Origin of the sequence: Pseudomonas sp. PA27(2017), assembly GCF_001945445.1 — a bacterium.
GTDB lineage: Bacteria > Pseudomonadota > Gammaproteobacteria > Pseudomonadales > Pseudomonadaceae > Aquipseudomonas.
The window spans coordinates 92,799-113,502 of sequence record NZ_MSXW01000014.1 but is presented as its reverse complement, the minus strand read 5'-3'; the positions used below and the strand labels follow the sequence as shown (position 1 = coordinate 113,502).

General features: G+C 65.6%; 21 protein-coding genes. 15 read left to right on the top strand and 6 right to left on the bottom strand.

Features of this window, described 5'->3' with window-relative positions; genetic code table 11:
• Positions 1-16 precede the first annotated feature (16 nt).
• From BVH06_RS07080 to BVH06_RS07065, 4 genes are read left to right on the top strand one after another with little or no spacing between them, the layout of a single operon-like run.
• Positions 17-904, top strand: coding sequence for a hemin ABC transporter substrate-binding protein (locus BVH06_RS07080; RefSeq protein ID WP_075933623.1), 888 nt, complete (start codon positions 17-19; stop codon positions 902-904).
• Entirely contained in the window at positions 901-1,938 is a 1,038-nt protein-coding gene (locus BVH06_RS07075) for an iron ABC transporter permease (RefSeq protein WP_075933622.1), read from the top strand. The genes BVH06_RS07080 and BVH06_RS07075 overlap by 4 nt, the downstream gene beginning before the upstream one ends.
• Positions 1,938-2,705: a heme ABC transporter ATP-binding protein gene (locus tag BVH06_RS07070; RefSeq protein WP_075933621.1), complete on the top strand. Its 768-nt coding sequence runs from the start codon at positions 1,938-1,940 to the stop codon at positions 2,703-2,705. Before BVH06_RS07075 ends, BVH06_RS07070 begins: the two co-directional genes overlap by 1 nt.
• 10 nt (positions 2,706-2,715) lie before the next feature.
• Positions 2,716-3,600 carry a ChaN family lipoprotein gene (locus BVH06_RS07065; RefSeq protein WP_075933620.1) on the top strand — a complete coding sequence of 295 codons (885 nt, stop codon included), beginning with the start codon at positions 2,716-2,718 and terminating at the stop codon, positions 3,598-3,600.
• Between the two features lie 78 nt (positions 3,601-3,678).
• Here BVH06_RS07065 and BVH06_RS07060 read toward each other — a convergent pair whose 3' ends face one another.
• Positions 3,679-4,695: a zinc-binding alcohol dehydrogenase family protein gene (locus BVH06_RS07060; protein ID WP_075933619.1), complete on the bottom strand. Its 1,017-nt coding sequence runs from the start codon at positions 4,693-4,695 to the stop codon at positions 3,679-3,681.
• 110 nt (positions 4,696-4,805) lie between these two features.
• Between BVH06_RS07060 and BVH06_RS07055 the strand changes: the two genes are divergently transcribed.
• The 4 genes from BVH06_RS07055 to BVH06_RS07040 all read left to right on the top strand — a co-directional run bounded on the left by BVH06_RS07055 (position 4,806) and on the right by BVH06_RS07040 (position 8,134).
• A complete protein-coding gene (locus BVH06_RS07055) occupies positions 4,806-5,723 on the top strand; it encodes a LysR family transcriptional regulator (protein WP_075933646.1) in 918 nt (305 codons plus the stop codon).
• Positions 5,724-5,781: 58 nt separating this feature from the next.
• Complete coding sequence (locus BVH06_RS07050; protein WP_075929181.1) at positions 5,782-6,165, top strand: DUF2946 domain-containing protein; 384 nt, start codon at positions 5,782-5,784, stop codon at positions 6,163-6,165.
• A gap of 71 nt (positions 6,166-6,236) precedes the next feature.
• Positions 6,237-7,598: a PepSY domain-containing protein gene (locus BVH06_RS07045; RefSeq protein WP_075933618.1), complete on the top strand. Its 1,362-nt coding sequence runs from the start codon at positions 6,237-6,239 to the stop codon at positions 7,596-7,598.
• A gap of 56 nt (positions 7,599-7,654) precedes the next feature.
• On the top strand, positions 7,655-8,134 hold the full coding sequence (locus tag BVH06_RS07040; protein ID WP_075933617.1) for a copper chaperone PCu(A)C: 480 nt from the start codon (positions 7,655-7,657) through the stop codon (positions 8,132-8,134).
• Positions 8,135-8,225: 91 nt separating this feature from the next.
• Here BVH06_RS07040 and BVH06_RS07035 read toward each other — a convergent pair whose 3' ends face one another.
• Positions 8,226-9,173, bottom strand: a complete 948-nt coding sequence (locus tag BVH06_RS07035) for an adenosine deaminase (protein WP_075933616.1) — start codon at positions 9,171-9,173, stop codon at positions 8,226-8,228.
• Positions 9,174-9,329: 156 nt separating this feature from the next.
• On the opposite strand from BVH06_RS07035, the gene BVH06_RS07030 reads away from it, so the two are divergent.
• Positions 9,330-10,424 carry a calcium:proton antiporter gene (locus BVH06_RS07030; RefSeq protein WP_075929177.1) on the top strand — a complete coding sequence of 365 codons (1,095 nt, stop codon included), beginning with the start codon at positions 9,330-9,332 and terminating at the stop codon, positions 10,422-10,424.
• Positions 10,425-10,589: 165 nt separating this feature from the next.
• Here BVH06_RS07030 and BVH06_RS07025 read toward each other — a convergent pair whose 3' ends face one another.
• Entirely contained in the window at positions 10,590-11,276 is a 687-nt protein-coding gene (locus BVH06_RS07025; protein WP_075933615.1) for an SDR family oxidoreductase, read from the bottom strand.
• A gap of 197 nt (positions 11,277-11,473) precedes the next feature.
• On the opposite strand from BVH06_RS07025, the gene BVH06_RS07020 reads away from it, so the two are divergent.
• Entirely contained in the window at positions 11,474-12,787 is a 1,314-nt protein-coding gene (locus BVH06_RS07020; protein ID WP_075933614.1) for a CitMHS family transporter, read from the top strand.
• Between the two features lie 37 nt (positions 12,788-12,824).
• On the opposite strand, the gene BVH06_RS07015 is transcribed toward BVH06_RS07020, so the two are convergent.
• On the bottom strand, positions 12,825-13,466 hold the full coding sequence (locus BVH06_RS07015) for an oxidoreductase (RefSeq protein ID WP_075933613.1): 642 nt from the start codon (positions 13,464-13,466) through the stop codon (positions 12,825-12,827).
• 202 nt (positions 13,467-13,668) lie between these two features.
• On the bottom strand, positions 13,669-15,348 hold the full coding sequence (locus tag BVH06_RS07010; protein ID WP_083651899.1) for a C13 family peptidase: 1,680 nt from the start codon (positions 15,346-15,348) through the stop codon (positions 13,669-13,671).
• Between the two features lie 178 nt (positions 15,349-15,526).
• Here BVH06_RS07010 and BVH06_RS07005 point away from each other — a divergent pair, with 178 nt between their 5' ends.
• The 3 genes from BVH06_RS07005 to BVH06_RS06995 are packed head-to-tail and all read left to right on the top strand — an operon-like array spanning position 15,527 to position 17,204.
• Positions 15,527-15,889 carry a CidA/LrgA family protein gene (locus BVH06_RS07005; protein ID WP_075929172.1) on the top strand — a complete coding sequence of 121 codons (363 nt, stop codon included), beginning with the start codon at positions 15,527-15,529 and terminating at the stop codon, positions 15,887-15,889.
• Positions 15,886-16,602, top strand: coding sequence for an LrgB family protein (locus tag BVH06_RS07000; protein WP_075933611.1), 717 nt, complete (start codon positions 15,886-15,888; stop codon positions 16,600-16,602). Before BVH06_RS07005 ends, BVH06_RS07000 begins: the two co-directional genes overlap by 4 nt.
• Before the next feature lie 8 nt (positions 16,603-16,610).
• A complete protein-coding gene (locus tag BVH06_RS06995) occupies positions 16,611-17,204 on the top strand; it encodes an LON peptidase substrate-binding domain-containing protein (protein ID WP_075933610.1) in 594 nt (197 codons plus the stop codon).
• On the opposite strand, the gene BVH06_RS06990 is transcribed toward BVH06_RS06995, so the two are convergent.
• On the bottom strand, positions 17,198-18,514 hold the full coding sequence (locus tag BVH06_RS06990; RefSeq protein ID WP_075929169.1) for a bifunctional DedA family/phosphatase PAP2 family protein: 1,317 nt from the start codon (positions 18,512-18,514) through the stop codon (positions 17,198-17,200). The two genes, BVH06_RS06995 and BVH06_RS06990, sit on opposite strands and share 7 nt — an antisense overlap.
• A gap of 244 nt (positions 18,515-18,758) precedes the next feature.
• On the opposite strand from BVH06_RS06990, the gene BVH06_RS06985 reads away from it, so the two are divergent.
• Together BVH06_RS06985 and nadD are read left to right on the top strand one after the other, a co-directional pair.
• A complete protein-coding gene (locus BVH06_RS06985; protein ID WP_075933609.1) occupies positions 18,759-20,024 on the top strand; it encodes a glutamate-5-semialdehyde dehydrogenase in 1,266 nt (421 codons plus the stop codon).
• Positions 20,024-20,668: a nicotinate-nucleotide adenylyltransferase gene (gene nadD, locus BVH06_RS06980; protein ID WP_075933608.1), complete on the top strand. Its 645-nt coding sequence runs from the start codon at positions 20,024-20,026 to the stop codon at positions 20,666-20,668. Before BVH06_RS06985 ends, nadD begins: the two co-directional genes overlap by 1 nt.
• Positions 20,669-20,704: the final 36 nt, after the last annotated feature.

Sequence of the window (20,704 nt, the reverse complement as noted above, 5' to 3'; positions counted from 1 at the left end):
CTTCCGGAGTTGCTCCATGATCCGTCCCCTCGCTGCATTCACCCTGTTCGCCAGCCTGCTGGTGCCACTGGCGGCAAGCGCCGACAACCTGCCGCAACGCTGGGTCAGCGCCGGGGGCTCCCTGAGCGAGTGGGTGGTCGCGCTCGGCGGTGAGGCCAAACTGGTCGGCGTGGACACCACCAGCCAACACCCGGCTTCGTTGCAGAAGCTGCCCAGCGTCGGTTACCAGCGCCAACTGGCCGCCGAGGGCATTCTGGCCTTGCGCCCCGAGGTGCTGCTCGGTACCGAGGAGATGGGGCCGCCGCCGGTGCTGGCGCAACTGGCCGCCGCCGGCGTGAAGGTCGAGGCGCTGCCTGCCGATGCCGACCTGCAGGTGCTGCATGGCAATCTCATGCGCATTGGAGCGCTGCTGGACGATGAGGCGCGTGCCGAGAGCGTATTCGCCGCTTACCAGGCGCGCCTGAGCGAGCAGGCCGACTGGGTCGCCAAGGCCCAGGCGCAAAGCCCGGCGCCGACCGTTGTGCTGCTGCTCGGTCATGCCGGCAGCAGCCCCATGGCCGGCGGCAAGGATACGGCGGCGGCCTGGATGATCGAGCACGCTGGTGGCAAGAACCTGACCACTCACGAAGGCTACAAGGCGCTGTCCACCGAGGCGCTGCTGGCGCTGGACCCTGAAGTGGTGATCTTCGCCGACCGCCGCCTGGGCGGCGACGAGGCCCGCCAGGCGCTGCTCAAGCAGAACCCGGCCCTGGCCTCGACCAAGGCCGGCAAGCAAGGGCGCCTGGTGGCCATCGACCCGACCCTGCTGGTCGGTGGGCTCGGCCCGCGCATTCCCGCCGGCCTCGCCGAGCTTTCCGCCGCCTTCTACCCCGGGCGTACACCGCTGGCACCCGCCACCCCATGAAACCGGTGATTGCCCCGCGCTCACTGTTCGTCGCGCTGGGCCTGCTGTTGGCACTTGCCTTGTGGTTGTCACTGGCCCTTGGGCCGGTGAGCCTGCCACTGGGCGATACCCTGCGGGCTGCCCTGCGCCTGACCGGTTTACCATTGGCGGGCGATGGCCTGCAGCAGGCCGAGCTGATTCTTGGCCAGATCCGCATGCCGCGCACCCTGCTGGGCCTGGCGGTCGGCGCCGTGCTGGCGCTTTGTGGCGTGGCCATGCAGGGCCTGTTTCGCAACCCGTTGGCCGACCCCGGCCTGATCGGCGTTTCCAGCGGTGCGGCGCTCGGCGCGGCCATCGCCATCGTTGGGGGCGCCGCCATGGGCGGGATGCCGGAGCTGTTCGCGCCTTACCTGCTATCGCTGTGCGCCTTTCTCGGCGGGCTGGTGGTGACCGCGCTGGTCTATCGTCTGGGGCGCCGCAACGGGCAGACCAGCGTGACCACCATGCTGCTTGCCGGCATCGCCCTCAATGCCCTGGCGTTCGCCTGCATCGGTCTGTTCACCTACCTGGCCGACGATGCCACCTTGCGCACCCTGACCTTCTGGAACCTGGGCAGCCTCAACGGCGCCAGCTATGCCCGGCTGTGGCCGCTGCTGCTGGTCACCCTGGCGGCGGCGCTGTGGCTGCCGCGCCGCGCCCAGGCGCTGAATGCCTTGCTGCTCGGCGAGTCCGAGGCCCGCCACCTGGGCGTTGCGGTGGAGCGCCTCAAGCGCGAGCTGGTGCTCTGTACCGCGCTGGGCGTGGGTGCCGCCGTGGCTGCTGCGGGGATGATCGGTTTCATCGGCCTGGTGGTGCCGCACCTGGTGCGGCTGTTGGTCGGCCCCGATCACCGCGTGCTGCTGCCGGCCTCGGCGCTGGCAGGCGCCAGTTTGCTGCTGCTCGCTGACCTGTTCGCGCGGCTGATCCTATCGCCCGCCGAGCTGCCCATCGGCATCGTCACCGCATTGATCGGCGCGCCGTTCTTTCTCTACCTGCTGCTGCGAGGACGCACCTGATGCTCAGTGCCCGCAAGCTGTCGGTCCAGCGTGGCGACAAGACGGTGCTGGCCGATATCGACCTGCAACTGCAGCCTGGTGAAGTGCTGGGCGTGCTCGGCCCCAATGGCGCTGGCAAGAGCACCTTGCTGGGCGCCCTGTGCGGCGAGTTGAGCCCAGCAGCGGGTGAGGTCGTTCTGGATGATCGGTCGCTGCAGGACTGGCCGGGCACGGCACGCGCGCGGCGCCTGGCGGTGCTGCCGCAAAGCTCGTCGCTGAGCTTCGGTTTCGTGGTCGGCGATGTGGTGATGATGGGCCGCATGCCCCACGACACTGGCCGCGAGCGTGATGAACAGATCGTCTGCGAGGCGCTGCAGGCCGCCGATGCCGAGCACCTGGCCGAACGCAGCTATCTGCAGCTGTCCGGCGGCGAGCGTCAGCGTGTGCATCTGGCGCGGGTACTGGCGCAGCTGTGGCCGGGAGGTGCCGAGCAGACGCTGCTGCTCGACGAGCCGACCTCCATGCTCGACCCGTTGCATCAGCACACTACCCTGCAGGCCGTGCGCCGCTTCGCCGAACAGGGCGCCGCGGTGCTGGTCATCCTCCACGACCTGAATCTGGCGGCGCGTTATTGCGACCGCCTGCTGTTGCTCAACGACGGTCGTGCCCATGCCATCGGCCTGCCTGCCGAGGTGCTGCGTGCCGAGTCGCTGCACGCGGTGTTCGGCCTGGAAGTGCTGGTGCAGCGCCACCCCGAACGCGGGCACCCGCTGATCGTTGCCCGCTGAAGGAAGCCCGATGCGTACGCTGTTTTTCGCCCTGCTGTTGCTGCTCACTGCCTGCCAAAGCCAGCCCGTCCTGGCGCCCGTGCCCGCATGGCAAAGCCCAGAGGGGCGCGGGCACGCCGACCTGGGGCAGATCATCGACCTGCATAGCGGCGCACGGCTGACGCCCGAGCAACTCGTCGCTCACCTGGCAAAGGCGCCCCGGGTGCTGGTCGGCGAGCAGCATGACAACCCGGATCACCATGCCCTGCAGCTGTGGTTGCTGCGGGCCCTGGAGGCGCGGCGAGGGCAAGGCAGCCTGTTGCTAGAAATGCTCGCGAATAGCCAGCAGCCGCAGGTCGAAGATGTGAAGCAGCAATTGCGTGAAGGCCTGCAGATCGCCGATCTGCCCAATGCGCTGGAGTGGAGTAACGGTTGGCCGTGGGCGCTGTACGGCCCCATCGTGCGTCATGCACTGGTGCAGGATTACCCGCTGCGTGCCGCGAATCTCGACCGTGCCGAGATCATGACGATTTACCGCAAGCAACCGCTGCTGAGAGGGGAGGCCTCGACCGCGGCGGCCGTGCAGGAACCGCTGCTGGCGCAGATTCGCCAGTCCCATTGCGACAAGCTGCCGATCAGCCAGCTGCCAGCGATGCTCGCCGTGCAGCAGCAACGCGACCGGCGCATGGCCGAGCAACTGTTGAAAGCGCCGCAGCCGGCAATGCTGTTCGCTGGCGCCTTTCACGTGCGCCGCGACCTGGGAGTGCCGCTGCACCTGAGTGACCTGGGCGAGCCGGATGGCACCCAGGTGCTGATCCTTTCCGAAGTGGGTAAACCGGTGACCGCCGAGCAAGCGGATTACGTGTGGTACACCGCCGCCTTGCCGCCCGAGGATCATTGCGCACGATTTCGCTAGCGCAAGATCCCCGTAGGGCAGGTCAGGTGCCTGTCCCAGAGGCGAGGCGCTCCGGTTATCGGCGCCTCTCAGGCAGGATCAGAAACCTTCCAGCACGATCTTGCCCTTGGCCTTGCCGCTTTCCAGCAGGGCATGGGCGCGGCGCAGGTTTTCGGCATTGATGGTGCCGAAGTGCTCGCCCAGGGTGGTTTTCAGGGTGCCGGCATCCACCAGGTCGGCGACGCGATTGAGCAAGCGGTGTTGCTCGATCATGTCGGCGGTCTCGAACAGCGAGCGGGTGAACATCAGTTCCCAATGCAGGGAGATGCTCTTGCGCTTGAGCTTCATCACGTCCAGCGGCTGCAGCGGGTCGTCGATCAGCGCCAGGCGGCCTTGCGGGGCCAGGGCTTCGACGATGGCGTCATAGTGCTGGTCGGTCTGGGTCAGGCTTGCCACGTGGGTGACCTGGGCGATGCCGATCCGCGCCAGTTCTTCGTTCAGCGGCTTGCTGTGGTCGATCACATGATGGGCGCCCAGTTCGCGAACCCAGGCCTGGGTTTCCGGACGCGAGGCGGTGCCGATCACGGTCAGCCCGGTGAGCTGTCGGGCCAGTTGCACGAGGATCGAGCCGACGCCACCGGCGGCGCCGATGACCAATAGGCTCTGGCCCTGGTCGGCCGTGCCATCGGCGACCTGCAAGCGGTCGAACAGCAGTTCCCAGGCAGTGATGGCGGTCAGCGGCAGGGCAGCGGATTCGGCGAAGGGCAGGCTGCTTGGCTTGCGACCGACGATGCGCTCGTCGACCACGTGCAGCTCGCTGTTGGCTCCGGCACGGTTGATGGCGCCGGCGTAGGCGACTTCATCACCGACCTTGAACAGCGTCACCTCGCTGCCGACCGCCTTGACCACACCGGTGGCGTCCCAGCCCAGCACCTTGGGCTGGCCGGCGTCGGGGGCCACGTTACGGCGGATCTTGGTGTCCACCGGGTTCACGGAGATGGCTTTCACTTCGACGAGCAGGTCGCGCGGGCCGGGCGTCGGTGCGTCGAGCGTGACGTCCTGCAGAGCCTGCGGATTATCGATGGGCAGCGACTGGTGATAGGCAACGGCTTTCATGGGAGCGTCCTGTAGGGGCGTGGGATGGAGGGCAGCTTGCGCCAATCCATTGCCAGGAAAAACCATAGGCAGCTAGAGTCTCTTTCAATATTTTTTTGAAGATGATCGCCATGCTGCGTTTCGATGACCTGCAACTGTTCGTGCGCATTGCCGGGGAAGGCAGCCTGTCGGCGGCTGCGCGCCAGCTGGACATATCGCCCGCCGTGGCCAGCGCCGGCCTCAAGCGCCTGGAGCAGCAGTTGCAGGCGCGCCTTTTCGTACGCTCGACCCGTAGTTTGCGGCTGACCGCCGACGGCGAGGCCTTTCTGCTGCATGCCCGCCAAGCGCTGCAGAGCCTGGAGGCGGGGCGCCAACAACTGGCCGGCAGCAAGTCGGCGATCAGCGGGCCGCTGCAACTCGCGGCGCCCTCGGACTTCGGCCGCAACACGCTGCTGCCCTGGCTCGATACCTTCATGCAGACGCATCCCCAGGTGCAATTGCGCCTGCTGCTTGGCGACCGGGTCACCGATCTGTTTCGTGAGCCCGTCGACATCGCCCTGCGCTACGGCGAGCCGGAGGACTCGAGCCTGGTGGCGCTGCCAGTGGCGCCGGGCAACCGCCGGGTGCTGTGCGCCGCGCCAGCCTACCTGCAGCGCCTTGGCGAGCCGCGGCAGATCGCTGATCTGCGCCAGCACAACTGTCTGATCTATATGCTCGGCGGCCGTGCCTACGAGCGCTGGCGCTTTCACGACGGCGACCGGGCGCACAGCCTGCAGGTGGCGGGTGATCGCCTCAGCGACGATGCCGATGTGGTGCGGCGCTGGGCCGTGGCTGGCGCCGGGGTGGTCTATAAATCCTGGCTGGACGTGGCCGGCGACGTGCACGCCGGGCGCTTGCGCATCCTCTTGCCGGAGGTGCTTGGCGAGCCGACCCCGTTGAATCTGATCTGCACCCACCGCGAGCAGTTGAGCAAGCCGGTGCACCTGCTGCGCGAGTTCGTGCAGGCGCGTTGTAGCGAGTTGCTGGCGCAGGCGCCGTGGCGCCGTTAAGCTGCTGCGGCAATCTACCACAGCCCGTTTGCCGCCACTGCCCCTAAAATCGCCAGCCATGAACCTGTCCCGTTCCAACCGCTCGTTGCTCGCATGGGTGCTGTATTTCAGCGTCCTGTTCAGCGCGCTCGCCTGTGCGGTCAGTCATGGGCAGATGACCGGCCTGCAGCTCAGCGGCATGGATGGCGGCTACTGCGGCCTGGATGCCAGCGGCAGCATGGACATGGGCGGCGTGGATTCGGGCGTGCCGATGCCGTTCATGGGCTCGGTGTGTCCGTTGTGCTCCACCTTCGTGGCCCTGGCCCTGGCGGCCTTCTTCGGCCTGCTCGGCTTGCTGCCCCGGCAGCGCCCCGCCACCCCACGCCCCAGCGCCGAGCCCGGTGGGGCGGTCCGTTACCTGTGGCCCTCGGCCAACCCTCGCGCTTCGCCCCTGATCGCCTGAATCGCTGATTGTCGTTGCCTGCTGCGCTTGTCGCCGTGGGCAGTTCGCTCATGCATACGATCGGGCTTCACATGAAAAACGCGACACCGTCGTTCTATAACCTCGCCTGGCGCTGGCACTTCTATGCCGGGCTGTTCGTCATTCCATTCATGATCATGCTGTCGCTGACCGGCATCATCTACCTGTTCAAACCGCAGCTCGACGGGCTGATGTACGCCGACCTGCTGCAGGTCGAGGCCAGCGGCCAGCCGCTGACCGCCGACGAGATGCTCGCCCGCGTGCAGGCCGTTTACCCACAGGGCAGCATCGGCAAGTACCTGCCGCCGGCGGACGCCGACCACAGCGCGCAGTTCGTGGTGAAGGTCGGCGAACGCACCCGTAACGTGTTCGTCGACCCTTACGGGGGGGCGATCCTCGGTACCCAGGACGCCCACAACAACCTGCAGGCCCTGGCCCGCGCCGTGCACGCCGACCTGTTGATAGGCACGCCGGGCGATCGGCTGATCGAACTGGCGGCCGGCTGGGGCGTGGTACTGGTGGTTTCCGGGATCTATCTGTGGTGGCCGCGTGGGCGTGGCGCTGGTGTGCTATGGCCACGGCTGTCGGCTCGTGGCCGCTTGTTCTGGCGTGATCTGCATGCCGTCACCGGCTTCTGGGGCGCCTTGCTACTGCTGTTCATGCTGCTCACCGGCATGACCTGGACCGGCTTCTGGGGCAAGCAGTTCGCTGGTGCCTGGAACCAGTTTCCGGCCGCCATGTGGGATCAGGTGCCGACCTCCGACCGCCAGGCTGGTGAGCTCAATCAGAGCCACAGACAGACCGTGCCCTGGGCGCTGGAGAACACCCCGCTGCCCGAATCCGACCCCCATGCGGCGCACAATGGCGGCGCCACTCCGGCATCCACCGCCAACCCGACCGTGGGCCTGCAGCAAGTGGTGGACATCGCCAGCGAGCGAAACGTGCACCCAGGCTACAGCATCACCTTTCCGACCACGCCGACCGGCGTCTACACCATCGCGGTGTTCGCCGACGATCCGCGCAACGACGCCACCCTGCATATCGATCAATACAGCGCCGCGGTGCTGGCCGACGTACGTTGGGCCGACTACGGGCTGGCGGCGCGCGCGGTGGAAAGTGGCGTGATGCTGCACATGGGCAAGCTCTATGGCCTGCCACATCAACTGTTCATCTTCGCCGTGTGCCTGCTGGTTCTGCTCAGCTCGGTCAGTGGTCTGATCATGTGGTGGAAGCGTCGGCCCGCTGGTGGCCTGGGCGTGCCGCCGCTGCGCCATGACCTGCCGCGCTGGAAGGTCGGCGTGGCGATCATGATCGGCCTCGGTGTGCTGTTCCCCCTGGTCGGCGCCTCGCTGCTGGCGATTTGGGCGCTGGATCATCTGCTGCTGTCGCGCCTCACCAGTCGGCGCCTGGCCTGACCCAACCGGCGGCTGCCCGTGGCGGTCGCCCCGAATTCCATTGAAGGAGAAGCACCATGACACTAAAGAAACTCGCTCTGACCGCTGCATTGCTCGCCACCAGCCTGCTGGCCAACGCGCATGAATACGAAGTCGGCCAACTGCATATCGATCACCCCTGGTCGCGTGAAATGCCGCCGGTGGCGCCGACCGCCGCCGCTTATTTCGTGGTGCACAACAAGGGCGATGCCGATGACCGCCTGCTCACCGTCGAGACACCCGTGGCCGGCAAGGCGGAGATTCACGAGCATGCCCACGTAGGCGGCATGATGAAAATGCAGCAGGTGCAGAACGTGGTGATTCCCGCCGGCGGCGAAGTGAAATTCGCGCCCATGGGCTATCACGTGATGCTGTTCAACCTGAAGCAGCAGGCCCAGGCCGGTGACCGCTTCCCGCTGACCCTGACCTTCGAGAAGGCCGGGCCGGTGACGGTCGAGGTGGCGGTGCAGAAGGATGAGCCAGCGGCGGAAGGTGGGCATGAGCACAAGGGGCATTGATGGAAGCCTGCCCCGCCTGCAGTTGAGCGAGGCGATACCCAGGAATTGGCTGCCCCGGTATCGCTTCGCTCAACGCCGGGCTACCGGCGCTTCAAACTAGCCTGGCATCCAGGCTGTTCTGCGCCAAGCGCTTGGCCTGCGCTTCGCTCATGCCCAGGCCTTCGTGCAGGGCCATGAAGTTTTCGGTGACGTAGCCGCCGAAATAGGCCGGGTCGTCGGAGTTGACGGTGACCTTCACGCCGCGCTCGAGCATGTCGAGGATGTTGTGCTGGCCCATGTGCTCGAACACGCACAGCTTGGTGTTGGACAGCGGGCAGACGGTCAGCGGAATCTGCTCGTCGATGATGCGTTGCATCAGCCGCTCGTCCTCGCTGGCACGTACGCCATGGTCGATGCGCACGATCTTCAGCAGATCCAGGGCTTCCCAGATGTACTCGGGCGGGCCTTCCTCGCCGGCATGGGCCACGGCGTGCAGGCCTTCGCTGCGGGCCTTGGCGAACACACGCTCGAACAGGCGTGGCGGAAACCCCTTCTCCGAGCTGTCGAGGCCAACGCCGATAAAAGCATCGCGGAACGGCATGGCCTGCTCCAGGGTCTGGAAGGCCTGCTCTTCGGGCAGGTGGCGCAGGAACGCGAGGATCAGGCCGTGGCTGATGCCCAGCTGCTTCTCGCCATCGACCAGCGCGCCCTTGATGCCGCGCATCACCACGTCGAAGGGAATGCCGCGGTCGGTGTGGGTCTGCGGGTCGAAGAACGGCTCGACGTGTACCACGTTCTGCGCCTTGCACTTGAGCAGGTAGGCCCAGGTCAGGTCGTAGAAGTCCTGCTCGGTGCGCAGCACATCGGCGCCGCGGTAATACAGGTCGAGGAATTCCTGCAGGTTGTTGAAGGCGTAAGCCGCGCGTAGCGCCTCGACATCGCTCCAGGGCAGGGCGATGCGGTTGCGCTCAGCCAGGGCGAACAGCAGCTCGGGCTCGAGGGAGCCTTCGAGATGCAGGTGCAGTTCGGCCTTGGGCAGGGCGTTGAGCCAGTCGTACATGGGTAAATCTCGTTCAGTAAAAGCGTGGCCGCGAAGTTTACCCCTATGCGCCCGGCCGTGCGGCATCCGAGGGCATCAACGGTAAGTGACTGGAATTATTTACGGGATGTTGCAGTCGGAGCAGGATCGCGCTTATCGCCCTGAAAGGAATCATTCATGTTGAATGCCATCAAGCAGGAATACTGGTTGCTGCTGGCCGTGCTCGCCGCCCTGATCGCCCTGCCGATGGAGCATGCGTTACTCGGCCATGGCCAGGCCATCGCGCTGGCCGGTGCCGTCGCGCTGATCGCCGCCATCGTCTGCGCATCGCTGCGCGTCGCCCACCATGCCGAGCAACTGGCCGAGCGGGTCGGCGACCCTTACGGCACCATGATTCTCACTCTGTCGGCGGTGCTGGTCGAGGTGGTGATCCTGGCGATCATGATGAGCAACCAGGCGTCACCGACCCTGGTGCGTGACACCATCTATTCGGCGGTGATGCTCGACATCAACGGCATTCTCGGCCTGGCCGCGCTGATGGGCGGCATCAAACATGGCGAGCAGCCGTACAACGATGACTCGGCACGTAGCTACAGCGTGATGATCCTCACGGCCATGGGCATTTCCATGGTGGTGCCCGAGTTCATTCCCGAGTCGGACTGGAAGGCGTATTCGATGTTCACCATCGGCGCCATGCTGGTGCTCTACGCAGTGTTCCTGCGCATGCAGGTCGGCCCGCACAGCTATTTCTTCAGCTACAGCTACCCGGAGAAGAAGCACCGTGGCGGTGAAGGGCACGGCGACGACGAGTCTCAGGTCAACGTGGCCTGGTCGATCGGCGTGCTGGTGTTCGGGGTAATCGTCATCGGCGTGCTCGCCGAGGTGATGTCCCTGGCGCTGGATGTCGGCCTGGAAGGTACCGGCGCGCCGCCCGTGCTGACCGCCATCGTGGTGGCCGGCATTTCCGCGGCGCCGGAGATCCTCACCGCCCTGCGGGCGGCGCTGGCGAACCGTATGCAGTCGGTGGTCAACATCGCTCTGGGTGCGTCGCTGTCGACGGTGATTCTCACTGTACCGGTGATGGAAGCCATGGCGTTGTACAGTGGGCAGCCGTTCCAGATGGCCATGACCCCTGTGCAGACGGTAATGGTGTTCATCACCCTGATCGTCTGCGCCATCAACCTCAACGACGGCGAAACCAATGCCATCGAGGGCATGACTCACTTCGTGCTGTTTGCCACCTTCATCATGTTGGCGATGCTGGGGCTTTAGCGGGCCAAGAAAACTACCTGCGTTGCCATCGCTGCGTTAAAAGCAGACTGGGTCGCCAGCCCGGTCGAAATGCTCATGTACAAAAGTACACTCCGCTTTCTCGCCTGCTTTTGCCTTGCGCTGGCTGCCTCGCCTACGTTTTCAAACTCCAGCAATAACTAGCGCTTACCAGGCGATCTTCTGGCCCTGGTAGTCGACGAAGTGATGGCCGCCCTGGCCGGCGAAGCGCTCGACCTGGGCGATCAGCCCGCGGCAACTGTCGGCGACTTCGACCATGGCGTTCTCGCCGCCCATGTCGGTCTTCACCCAGCCCGGATGCATCGACAGTACGGTCGGGCGCGGCTCCGGCAATTCGCAGACGAAGCTGTTGGTCAGCGAGTTCAGCGCTGCCTTGCTGGCCTTGTACAGCGCCAGGTTGTTGCCCTCCGGGTTGGCCACGCTACCCAGCCCCGAGCTCATGAACGCCAGCACGCCGGTCTGCGGGCGCAGTTGGCCGACCAGGCGCGTGGCCAGGCGGATCGGCGCCGTGACGTTTGTCATGAACAGTTGGCCGAGCTCCTCGGCTGTGGCCCGTGCAGCCGACTGGTGACTGGGGCCCAGAACGCCAGCATTGACGAACAGCAGGTCGAAGACCTGGCCCTGCAGGCGTTGCACCAGGGCATCCAGCGCAGCGCCGTCATCGATATCCAGTGATTCGATCTGCACACCGCTCAATGCCAGCAGTTCGGTGGCACGCGCCGGGCTGCGCACGGTAGCGGTCACCTGCCAGCCATCGGCGTGCAACTGACGTACCAGGCCCAGGCCGATGCCGCGTGAGGCGCCGATGATCAAGGCAGTTTTGTTCGAAGGCATGACGAAGCTCCGCTAATTGGCAAGGCCCATCAGCTTAGCAAGGGCGCGCAACTGTTACCTCGGATTACTACATATTCACTGACAAATCATGGACTTAGCGACGCCGATCATAAAGGTTCGTGAAAGGTTGGCTTTCTAGAGTCCGCGCCTCCTGTCGTGCGAGTGGCGACTGAACAAGAAAAAGAGGAGAAATCGGTTTGTTGACCCTGATTGGCCTGTTGACCATCGTTTGCCTGGTGGCCCTGTTGCTCAGCGGGCGCATGTCGCCCGTATTGCCCCTGATCATGGTGCCGCTGCTGGGCGCCTTCTGCGCCGGTTTCGGCCCGGCGGAAATCTCGGTGTTCTTCAACGATGGGGTCGGCCGGGTCATCAGCATCGCCACCATGTTCATCTTCGCCATCACCTTTTTCGGCGTGATGCAGGACACCGGCTTGTTCCGGCCGATCATCGGCTTCATGGTGCGGCTGACCCGCGGCAACGTGATCGCCGTGGCAGTGGCTACCGCGATCATCGGTATGCTCGCCCACCTGGACGGCGCCGGTGCGACCACCTTTCTGCTGACCATCCCGGCACTGCTGCCGCTCTACAAGCAATTGCGCATGAGCCCGTACCTGATGTTGATGCTGCTGGCCATCGGCGCCGGCATTCTCAACATGGTGCCCTGGGCCGGCCCGCTCGGCCGTTCGGCGGCGGTGACGGGCATCGATGTCACCGAACTTTGGCGACCGCTGATCGCCGTGCAGGGTGTCGGCGTGGTGCTGCTGGTGGCGATGGCGGCCTTGCTGGGCTGGCGTGAGCAGCGCCGCATCGCGCGCACCGGTGGCACCGTGATCGAGGATGGCGAGAGCGATCATATCGGCAACCCGGGTGAGCTCAGCGATGAGGAGCGGGCGCTCGAACGGCCCGGGCGCATGTGGATCAATGCCAGCCTGTTCCTGGCGGTGCTGGTCTCGCTGTTCACCGGCATCCTGCCAGCGGGCTATGTGTTCATGATCGGCCTGAGCCTGGCCATGTTGATCAACTACCCGGACGGCAAGTTGCAGATGAAACGTCTGGCAGTGCATTCGCCGGCAGCGCTGAGCATGGGCATGATCATCCTGGCCGCCGGCTCGATGCTCGGCATTCTCTCAGGCACCGGCATGCTCACCTCCATCGCCCAGGATCTGGTCAAGGTGCTGCCCGAACCGATGGTCGGCCAGCTGCACATCATTCTGGGCTTCTTCGGTCTGCCGATGGAGTTCCTGCTGAGCACCGATGCGTACTACTTCGGCCTGCTGCCGGTGGTGCTGGAGGTGGTCGAAAGCCACGGCGTGGAGGCGGCCAGCGTGGTCTACGCGCTGATGATCGGCAACATCATCGGCACCTTCATCAGCCCGTTCTCGCCGGCCCTGTGGCTGGCGCTGGGCCTGGCCCGTCTGGAGATGGGCCAGCACATCCGTTACTCATTCTGGTGGATGTGGCTGTTTTCGCTGCTGATGCTCGGCGTTGCGGCGCTACTTGGGCTGTTCTGAACCGAAAAGGCGCCGTGAGTACGGCGCCTTTTCGTTATCAGCGTCCCAGTCGGCGCAGCTCGTCGGACTCGACGATGCGCAACCCTTCGCCGTCTTCCAGCGCCAGGCGCCATAGCGCACGGGCCAGGGCGGTCACGTCGATGGCGCGATGCTTGCCCGGCAGCCAGCGCAAAAAGGGCGCGGCCAGCCGCTCGCCAAGGCGGAACTCGTTGCGCGGGCCGAGCAGCAGGGAAGGGCGGGCGATGGTCAGTTGTGGCCAACCCTGAGCCTTGAGTGCCTCTTCGGTCTGCCCCTTGGTGCGGTTGTAGAACACCGACGAGCCCGGATCGGCACCGATGGCGCTGACCACCAGCAGATGGCGGGCGCCCAGTTCCCGGGCGCGGGCGGCGAAGGCCAGCACCAGGTCGTGATCGACGGCGCGAAAGGCGTCCTGGGACCCGGCCTGCTTGATGGTGCTGCCCAGGCAGCAGAAGGCGGTGTGTACCGGGCCGTCGAGCACGGGCAGCAGATCGAGCAACTCGCCGACCGGATTTTCCAGATGAGGGTGTTCGGCCAGCGGCTTGCGACTCGGGGCCAGCACGCGCTCGACGGTGGGTTCGTTGAGCAGGCGATCCAGCAGGTGTTCACCGGTCATGCCCGAAGCGCCTGCCAGAAGAATGTGCTGGGGAGTCAAATACATTGTCGATCCTCGACCGCTATTCATTATCAGGCCGTTGAAAAACTACCTGCGTTGCCATCGCTGCGTTAAAAACAGCCTCAAAATGCTCATTTACAGCATGTAGACTGCGCTTTTTCGGCTGTTTTTGCCTTGCACTGGCTGCCTCGCCTACGTTTTTCAGCAGCCTGTGATGGAGTTTAGAGGGCAATCGCCGATTTATCGTTCAAGGCGCTTCGCTGTGTGCCTGGCGCAGCGCATCCCAGTGCTGGAGCACTGCGGCAGGCGCCCAGATCTGCGGTTCGGACGGCTCGAAGCCATCGGCCTGCTCGCGCTCGGCTACTGCCGCGCGGGCCAGCTCGAAAGCCTCTTGCAAGTCGTCGGTCTGTTGCAGCGCTTCGGCGAACAGGGCGCGGCCGAAGTAGGTGAAGTCGGCCTCCTCGGAGCAGCCGAATGACACTCGGTCGGCGCGCGCGGCGGTCATCAGCAGGGTCTTTTCGTTTTTCAGCGCAGCAATGAAACCGCCGGAGTAGCAGGCGGAGATCACCACCACCTTGTCGCGCTCGGCCAGCGGTTCGAGCAGGCTGGCCAGTTCGTCGGCGGGCAGGTCGGCGAGCTGCAGGCGCGGCTGGTTCAGGTTCAGCTCGTGAGTGCGCGAGCCGTGGCTGGTCAGGTAGATGAACACCAGGTCTTCCGGCCCCGTGCGTTCGGCAACGGCCTGTACCGCGCGGCGCAAGTTCTCGCGGGTCGCCAGGGGGCGATCGGCCAGGTGGTCACGATGGTTGGCCAGGGTGATGCGGCCGTGGGCTGCGAAGCGCTCGGCCAGCAGGTCCGCCACGTAATCGGCTTCGCGCAGGAACACGCTCTGCTTGCCGTCTCCGGCCAGGGTCAGGGCATAGAGTTCGCCACGTGGCGTCGAGGTCGGCAGTGCGGCAATGGCCTGGTCGAGCAAATCGCCTTGTTTCAGCAGGCCGATTTCCAGCGGATCAGGCAACGCCAGGCCGTTTTCGTCGCGTACCCGAAGGCCGCGGCGCCAGGTGCCTTGCTGCCGGGTACCGTCAACACCGACCAGCGTGCCCTGGCCATTGAACTGGCCATTGGCAAACTGACCGTCGTAGCGGCCGCCGTCGGCTTGCTGCAGATGGCCTTCGCCCTGGTAGCGCCAGTCGCGAAATTGCCCCGTATAGCGGCTGCCATCGGTGCCGCGGTATTCGCCCTTACCGTTGAGCGCGCCTTCTGTAAAGGTACCGCTCCAGACGTCGCCGGCCGCGTTCTGATAGCGGCCTTTTCCGTGGAACAGGCTGTCCTTGAATTCGCCGTCGTAGCTGTCGCCGTCACTGCCGCGGTAGCTGCCGGCACCCTTGAGCTGGCCGCCAGCGAAGTGCCCGGAAAGCTGGTTGCCGAGTTCGTCCTCGCGCAGGCCCTGACCGTCTGGCAAACCCTTGGTGAAGAGCCCCTGGAAGCGGCTGCCGTCAGCCTGTTCGAGAATGCCGAAGCCGTGGAAGCGGCCTGCGTGGAACTGCCCGCGGTAGGTTTGCCCGGCTTCCTCCAGCACGCCTTCGCCGCTGAACCGGCCCTGGCGGAAGCCGCCACTGTAGCGGCTGCCATCGGCTTTGCTCAGCGTGCCCTGGCCATCGTAACGGCCGGCGGCGAATTCACCGACGTAATGCTCGCCGTCAGCGCTCTGCCACTCCCCGGCGCCTTGGCGTTGGCCATCGACGAAATGGCCGACATAACGGCTGCCATCGGGATAGTCCAGGCGGCCTTCGCCCTGCAGCAGGCCTTCGATCACCTCGCCGTGGTAGCGCGAACCGTCGGGCAGGATCGCGTCGGGAGGAAGCAGTTGAGTGCTCGGGCCGCAGGCCGTGAGGGCGAGGGTCAGGGCCAAAGGCGCGAGGCGAAACATGCAGTACATCCCTGTCGGATAAGCGTTGCCGGCAGTATGCCGCAAACCGCCTGGCGACGCGCATCCATGCTGATCAGGCTGCTGGAGCGGGATCTGCCCCTGTTAAGCGGCCTGCATTCGCGGCCTATAATGCCGCCTTGTTGACGGGCCGCGCTCGTCGAGTTTGCGGGGAATAATCATGCTGCTTCGTGGCCTGTTCTGGCTGGTGCTGTGTCAATTGCTCGGCACGGCGATCAATGCGCTGTTTCTGCCGATGCTGCCGGGGCCGATTCTCGGCATGCTGCTTTTGGTGGTGTTCCTGCTTTGTCGGGGCCAGGTCGACGAACCGATCCAGCAGGCGGCCAGCGGCCTGCTCAAGTACCTGCCGCTGCTGCTGGTGCCGCCAGCGGTGGGGGTGATGGCTTATGCCGAGGCCATCGCTGCCGACTTCTGGGCGGTGATCGGCGCGCTGGTGCTGTCGCTGATCCTGTCCCTGGTGTTCGCCGGCTGGATGATGCAGAAGCTGATCGAGCGCCAGGCGCGCCGCCGGGAGCTGCCATGATGCTCGACTGGCACGGCGCCTGGATGGCCGTCACCCATCACCCGCTGTTCGGCGCGGGCGTCACCCTGGGCGCCTATCAGTTGGCGATTGCCGTTTACGAGAAGACTCGCCTGGTATTTCTGCAGCCGGTGCTGGTGTCCACCATGCTCGTGATCGCCATCCTGCTGCTGTGCGGCCTGACCTTTGCCGAATACAAGATCAGCGCCGATGCGCTGACCATTTTCCTCGGTCCCGCCACCGTCGCGCTGGCGGTGCCGCTGTATCTCAACCTGCGGCGCATCCGCCAGGTGTTCTGGCCCACGGTGCTCACCCTGCTGGTTGCGGGCGTGGTCGCCACCGTGCTCGGCGTCGCCCTGGCCTGGATGTTGGGCGCCGAGCACAACATGCTGATGAGCATGGCGCCCAAGTCCGTCACCTCGCCGATCGCCATGCTGGTGGCCAGCCAGATCGGTGGCCTGGCGGCGCTGGCGGCGGTGTTCGTGATGATCACCGGGGTGCTGGGCGCAATCATCGGGCCGTCGTTGCTGCGCATGTGTGGTGTGCGCAATCATGCCGCCATGGGCATGGCGCTGGGCATGACCGCCCATGCGGTCGGCACCTCCCGGGCCATGCAGGAGAGTGAGGAGTGCGGCGCCTTCGCCGCGCTGGCCATGAGCCTCATGGGTGTGTTCACGGCGATCCTGCTGCCGCTCGCCATCGTCTTCCTGAATTGAGAGTTGCAATGACCTTACCTCTGTTTCCGCTGCACACCGTCCTGTTTCCCGGCTGCACGCTTGATCTGCAGATATTCGAGGCGCGCTATCTGGACATGATCAGCCGCTGCATGAAACAGGGTGAAGGCTTTGGCGTGGTGTGCATCGTCGAAGGCGCCGAGGTCGGTGAGGCCGCCGAGCGCGTCGCGCAGATCGGCTGCGAAGCGCGAATCACCGATTTTCAGCAGCGCCCCAACGGGCTGCTGGGCATTCGTGTGCAGGGCGGGCGGCGCTTTCGGGTCAAGCAGGCCCAGGTGCTGCCGGACAAGCTGACCCTGGCTCAGATCGAGTGGCTGGACGAGCAGCCCGAGCTGCCGCTGGGCGAAGACCAGGCCGACTTGCTGGCGCTGCTCGGCGCCCTGGCCGAGCATCCGATGGTCGCCAGCCTGGACATGGGCGGCGGCGCCGACAGCCAGGCCGAGCTGGCCGACAAGCTCGGCTATCTATTGCCGTTCAGCGCCGAGCAGAAAGTCGCCTTGCTCGCCGAGCCCGATGCCACCCAGCGCCTGGAGATGCTCCAGGCCTGGGTGGAAGAGCTGCAGGGCGACGGCGCTGCTCAATAGCGATAGATTTCCACGCCTTCGGACATACGCAGCAGCGCCATGCTCGTCAGCAGCAGCGCGCAGCCCGGCACGATCATCCACCAGACCCTGGCCGGCAGCGGTGGCAGCGAGGCGAAGCGCTGCATCAGCGCCAGGCTCAGCGCGCACAGGCTGCTGGCCAGCAGGGCGCCGGCGATGATGTCGCTCGGCCAGTGCACGCCCAGGTAGACGCGCGACAGGGCGATGAACAGAGCCGGCAGGCAGGCCAGTAATATCCAGGTCAGGCGCAGGCGGGCCGGTTGGCCGCGGCCGGCCAGGATGGCGACGGTAAGAAAGAAGGCGAAGGCCGCCGAGCTGTGCCCGCTGGGAAAACTGTAGGTATGCAGCGGCTCGAGCAGAACCTCGGGGCGCGCCCGCTCGAAGAAGTTCTTGAGCATGCCGTTGGCCAGCGCAGTGCTGAGCATGGCACCGCCGGCGAACAGCAGCGCCTGCCATTTGCGGGTGATCAGCAGCAGGATGCACAGCAGCGCGGCGACCGCCAATTGCACGTCGAAGTCGCCGAAGTGGGTGATCATCACGGCAATGTGGTCGAAGCGCGGATTGCGTTGTTCCTGGATCAGCGTCATCAGGCCCTGGTCGAGGGCGATCAGATGTGGCCAGCCGATGAACAGGGCGACCAGCAGGATGGTGCCCAGCCCGGCGGCGATCACGCTGGCCTGGCGCTGTTCGCGAAGGCTGCTCTGAACCGTCAGCACCAGCAACAAGGCAAGGCCACCGGCCACCACCGCGGCCTGTGGCCAGAAACCCTCCGGTAGCGGCAGGCGCAAGGCAGCGCCTGCGGCCCATCCCGGCAGCAGGTAGGCGACCGACCAGCCGGCGGCGGCCAGCATGCTGACGGCGATGAAGCGGCCGAGCGGCATGCTCAGCATGCCGGCGACCATCGGCAGCATCGGGCGCAGCGGGCCGATGTAGCGGCCCAGCAGCAGGCTGGCGACGCCATAGCGTTCGAAATAGGTTTCCGCGCCGCTCAGCCACTGCGGGTGGCTGCGCAAACCCGGCAAGCGGCGGATGTCCTGGTGGAAGTAGCGCCCCAGGGCATAGGAGATGGCATCGCCGAGCAGGCCGCCGAAGTAGGCCAGCGCCAGGGTTTCCCACAGGCTCAGGGCGCCGTTGCCGGCCATCACGCCGACGGCGAACAGCAGCACGGTGCCGGGAACGATGATGCCGGCGATGGCCAGGCATTCGATGCAGGCGATCACGAAGATCGCCAGGCCCAGCCATTGCGGGTTGGCCGCCAGCCAGGTAGTCAGACTATCGAGCCATTGGCCCATGGATGGACACCTTCATAGAGGAGAAATCGAGGCTTCGACCTGCCCAGCTGAAAAGCGGTTCCTTTGGCGGGCGAACGCGGCCAGGCGGCGACAGCGGCCGATCATAGCAACGCGCCAGGCGATTGAAAGGGCGTTCGAACGCTCGGTTACAAGCCTTTGATGACCATCTGCCAGGCACCGCTGTGCGCGGGGCGGCATGACCGCTATAATCAGCAACTTTTTCCAACTGCCGACCTGAGTTGCCATGACCGAGTCCGTGCTTGACTACATGACCCGCCTGGGCCGCGCTGCCCGCCAGGCTTCGCGCGTGCTCGCGCGGGCCAGCACCGCGCAGAAGAACCAGGCCCTGCAGGCCGCCGCCGCCGCCCTCGATGCCGCGCGTGGCGAGCTGGCTGCCGCCAATGAGCTGGACGTTGCCGCTGCCCGCGCCAACGGGCTGGAGCCGGCCATGGTCGACCGCCTGGCGCTGACCCCGAAGGTCATCGACAGCATGATCGAAGGCCTGCGTCAGGTCGCCACGCTGCCGGACCCGATCGGCGAGATCCAGGGCATGCGCTATCTGCCGTCCGGCATCCAGGTCGGCAAGATGCGCGTACCGCTGGGCGTGATCGGCATCATCTACGAGTCGCGGCCAAACGTGACCATCGATGCCGCCAGCCTGTGCCTGAAGTCCGGCAACGCCACCATCCTGCGCGGCGGCTCGGAAGCGATTCATTCCAATCAGGCCATCGCCCGTTGCATCCAGGCCGGCTTGGCCGAGGCCGGCCTGCCGGCCAGTGCGGTGCAAGTGGTGGAAACCACCGATCGCGCGGCCGTGGGTGCGCTGATCACCATGCCCGAATTCGTCGACGTCATCGTGCCGCGGGGCGGCAAGGGGCTGATCGAGCGCATCAGCCGCGACGCCAAGGTGCCGGTGATCAAGCATCTCGACGGTGTTTGCCACGTTTACGTGGATATCGCCGCCGATCTCGACAAGGCCATCCGCGTTTGCGACAACTCGAAAACCCAGCGGTACTCGCCATGCAATGCCATGGAAACCCTGCTGGTGCACGCCGATATCGCCGCCCGCGTGCTGCCGCCACTGGCCGCCATCTACCGCGACAAGGGCGTCGAGCTGCGCGGAGACGCGCAGACGCGTGCGCTGCTCGGTGATGACGTGCTGGAGGCCAGCGAAGACGACTGGTACGCCGAGTACAACGCGCCGATTCTGGCGATCCGTGTGGTGGACTCGCTGGACGCCGCCATCGAGCACATCAACACCTACGGCTCGCAGCACACCGACGCGATCATCACCGAGAACTTCAGCGATGCGCGGCGCTTCCTCACCGAAGTGGATTCCAGCTCGGTGATGGTCAATGCTTCAACGCGCTTCGCCGATGGCTTCGAGTATGGACTGGGTGCGGAGATCGGCATTTCCACCGACAAGCTGCATGCCCGCGGCCCGGTCGGCCTGGAAGGGCTGACCAGCGAGAAATACGTTGTATTCGGCGACGGGCACGTGCGCACCTGATGGCCGATCCCAGGCGCATCGGGCTGCTCGGCGGTACGTTCGACCCGGTGCATATCGGCCACTTGCGCGGTGCGCTGGAGGTGGCCGAGTTCATGGCACTGGACGAGTTGCGGCTGATCCCCAGTGCGCGGCCGCCACACCGTGAAACCCCGCAGGTCGGGGCGCAGGATCGCCTGGCGATGGTCGAGCAGGCGGTGGCAGGGCTCTCGCCGCTGCAGGTGGATGATCGCGAGCTCAAACGCGACAAGCCGTCGTACAGCATCGATACCCTGGAGTCGCTGCGTGCTGAGCTGGCTGCGGACGACCAGTTGTTTCTGATTCTGGGCTGGGATGCCTTTTGCGGTTTGCCAGCCTGGCATCGTTGGACCGAGCTGCTGCAGCACTGCCACATTCTGGTACTGCAGCGCCCGGATGCTGACAGCGAGGCGAGCGAGCCGCTGCGCGACCTGGTAGCCGCGCGCAACGTGGCAGACCCGCTGGCGCTGAGAGGCCCGGCAGGGCAGATTTCTTTCATCTGGCAGACGCCCCTGGCGGTGTCTGCCACCCAGATTCGTTCGCTACTGGCGAACGGCCGCTCGGTGCGCTTTCTGGTGCCCGATGCGGTTCTGGCTTATATCAACGCCCATGGACTGTACCGTGGGTGAATCGAACACGAGGCAAACGAGCACGTTATGACGGAC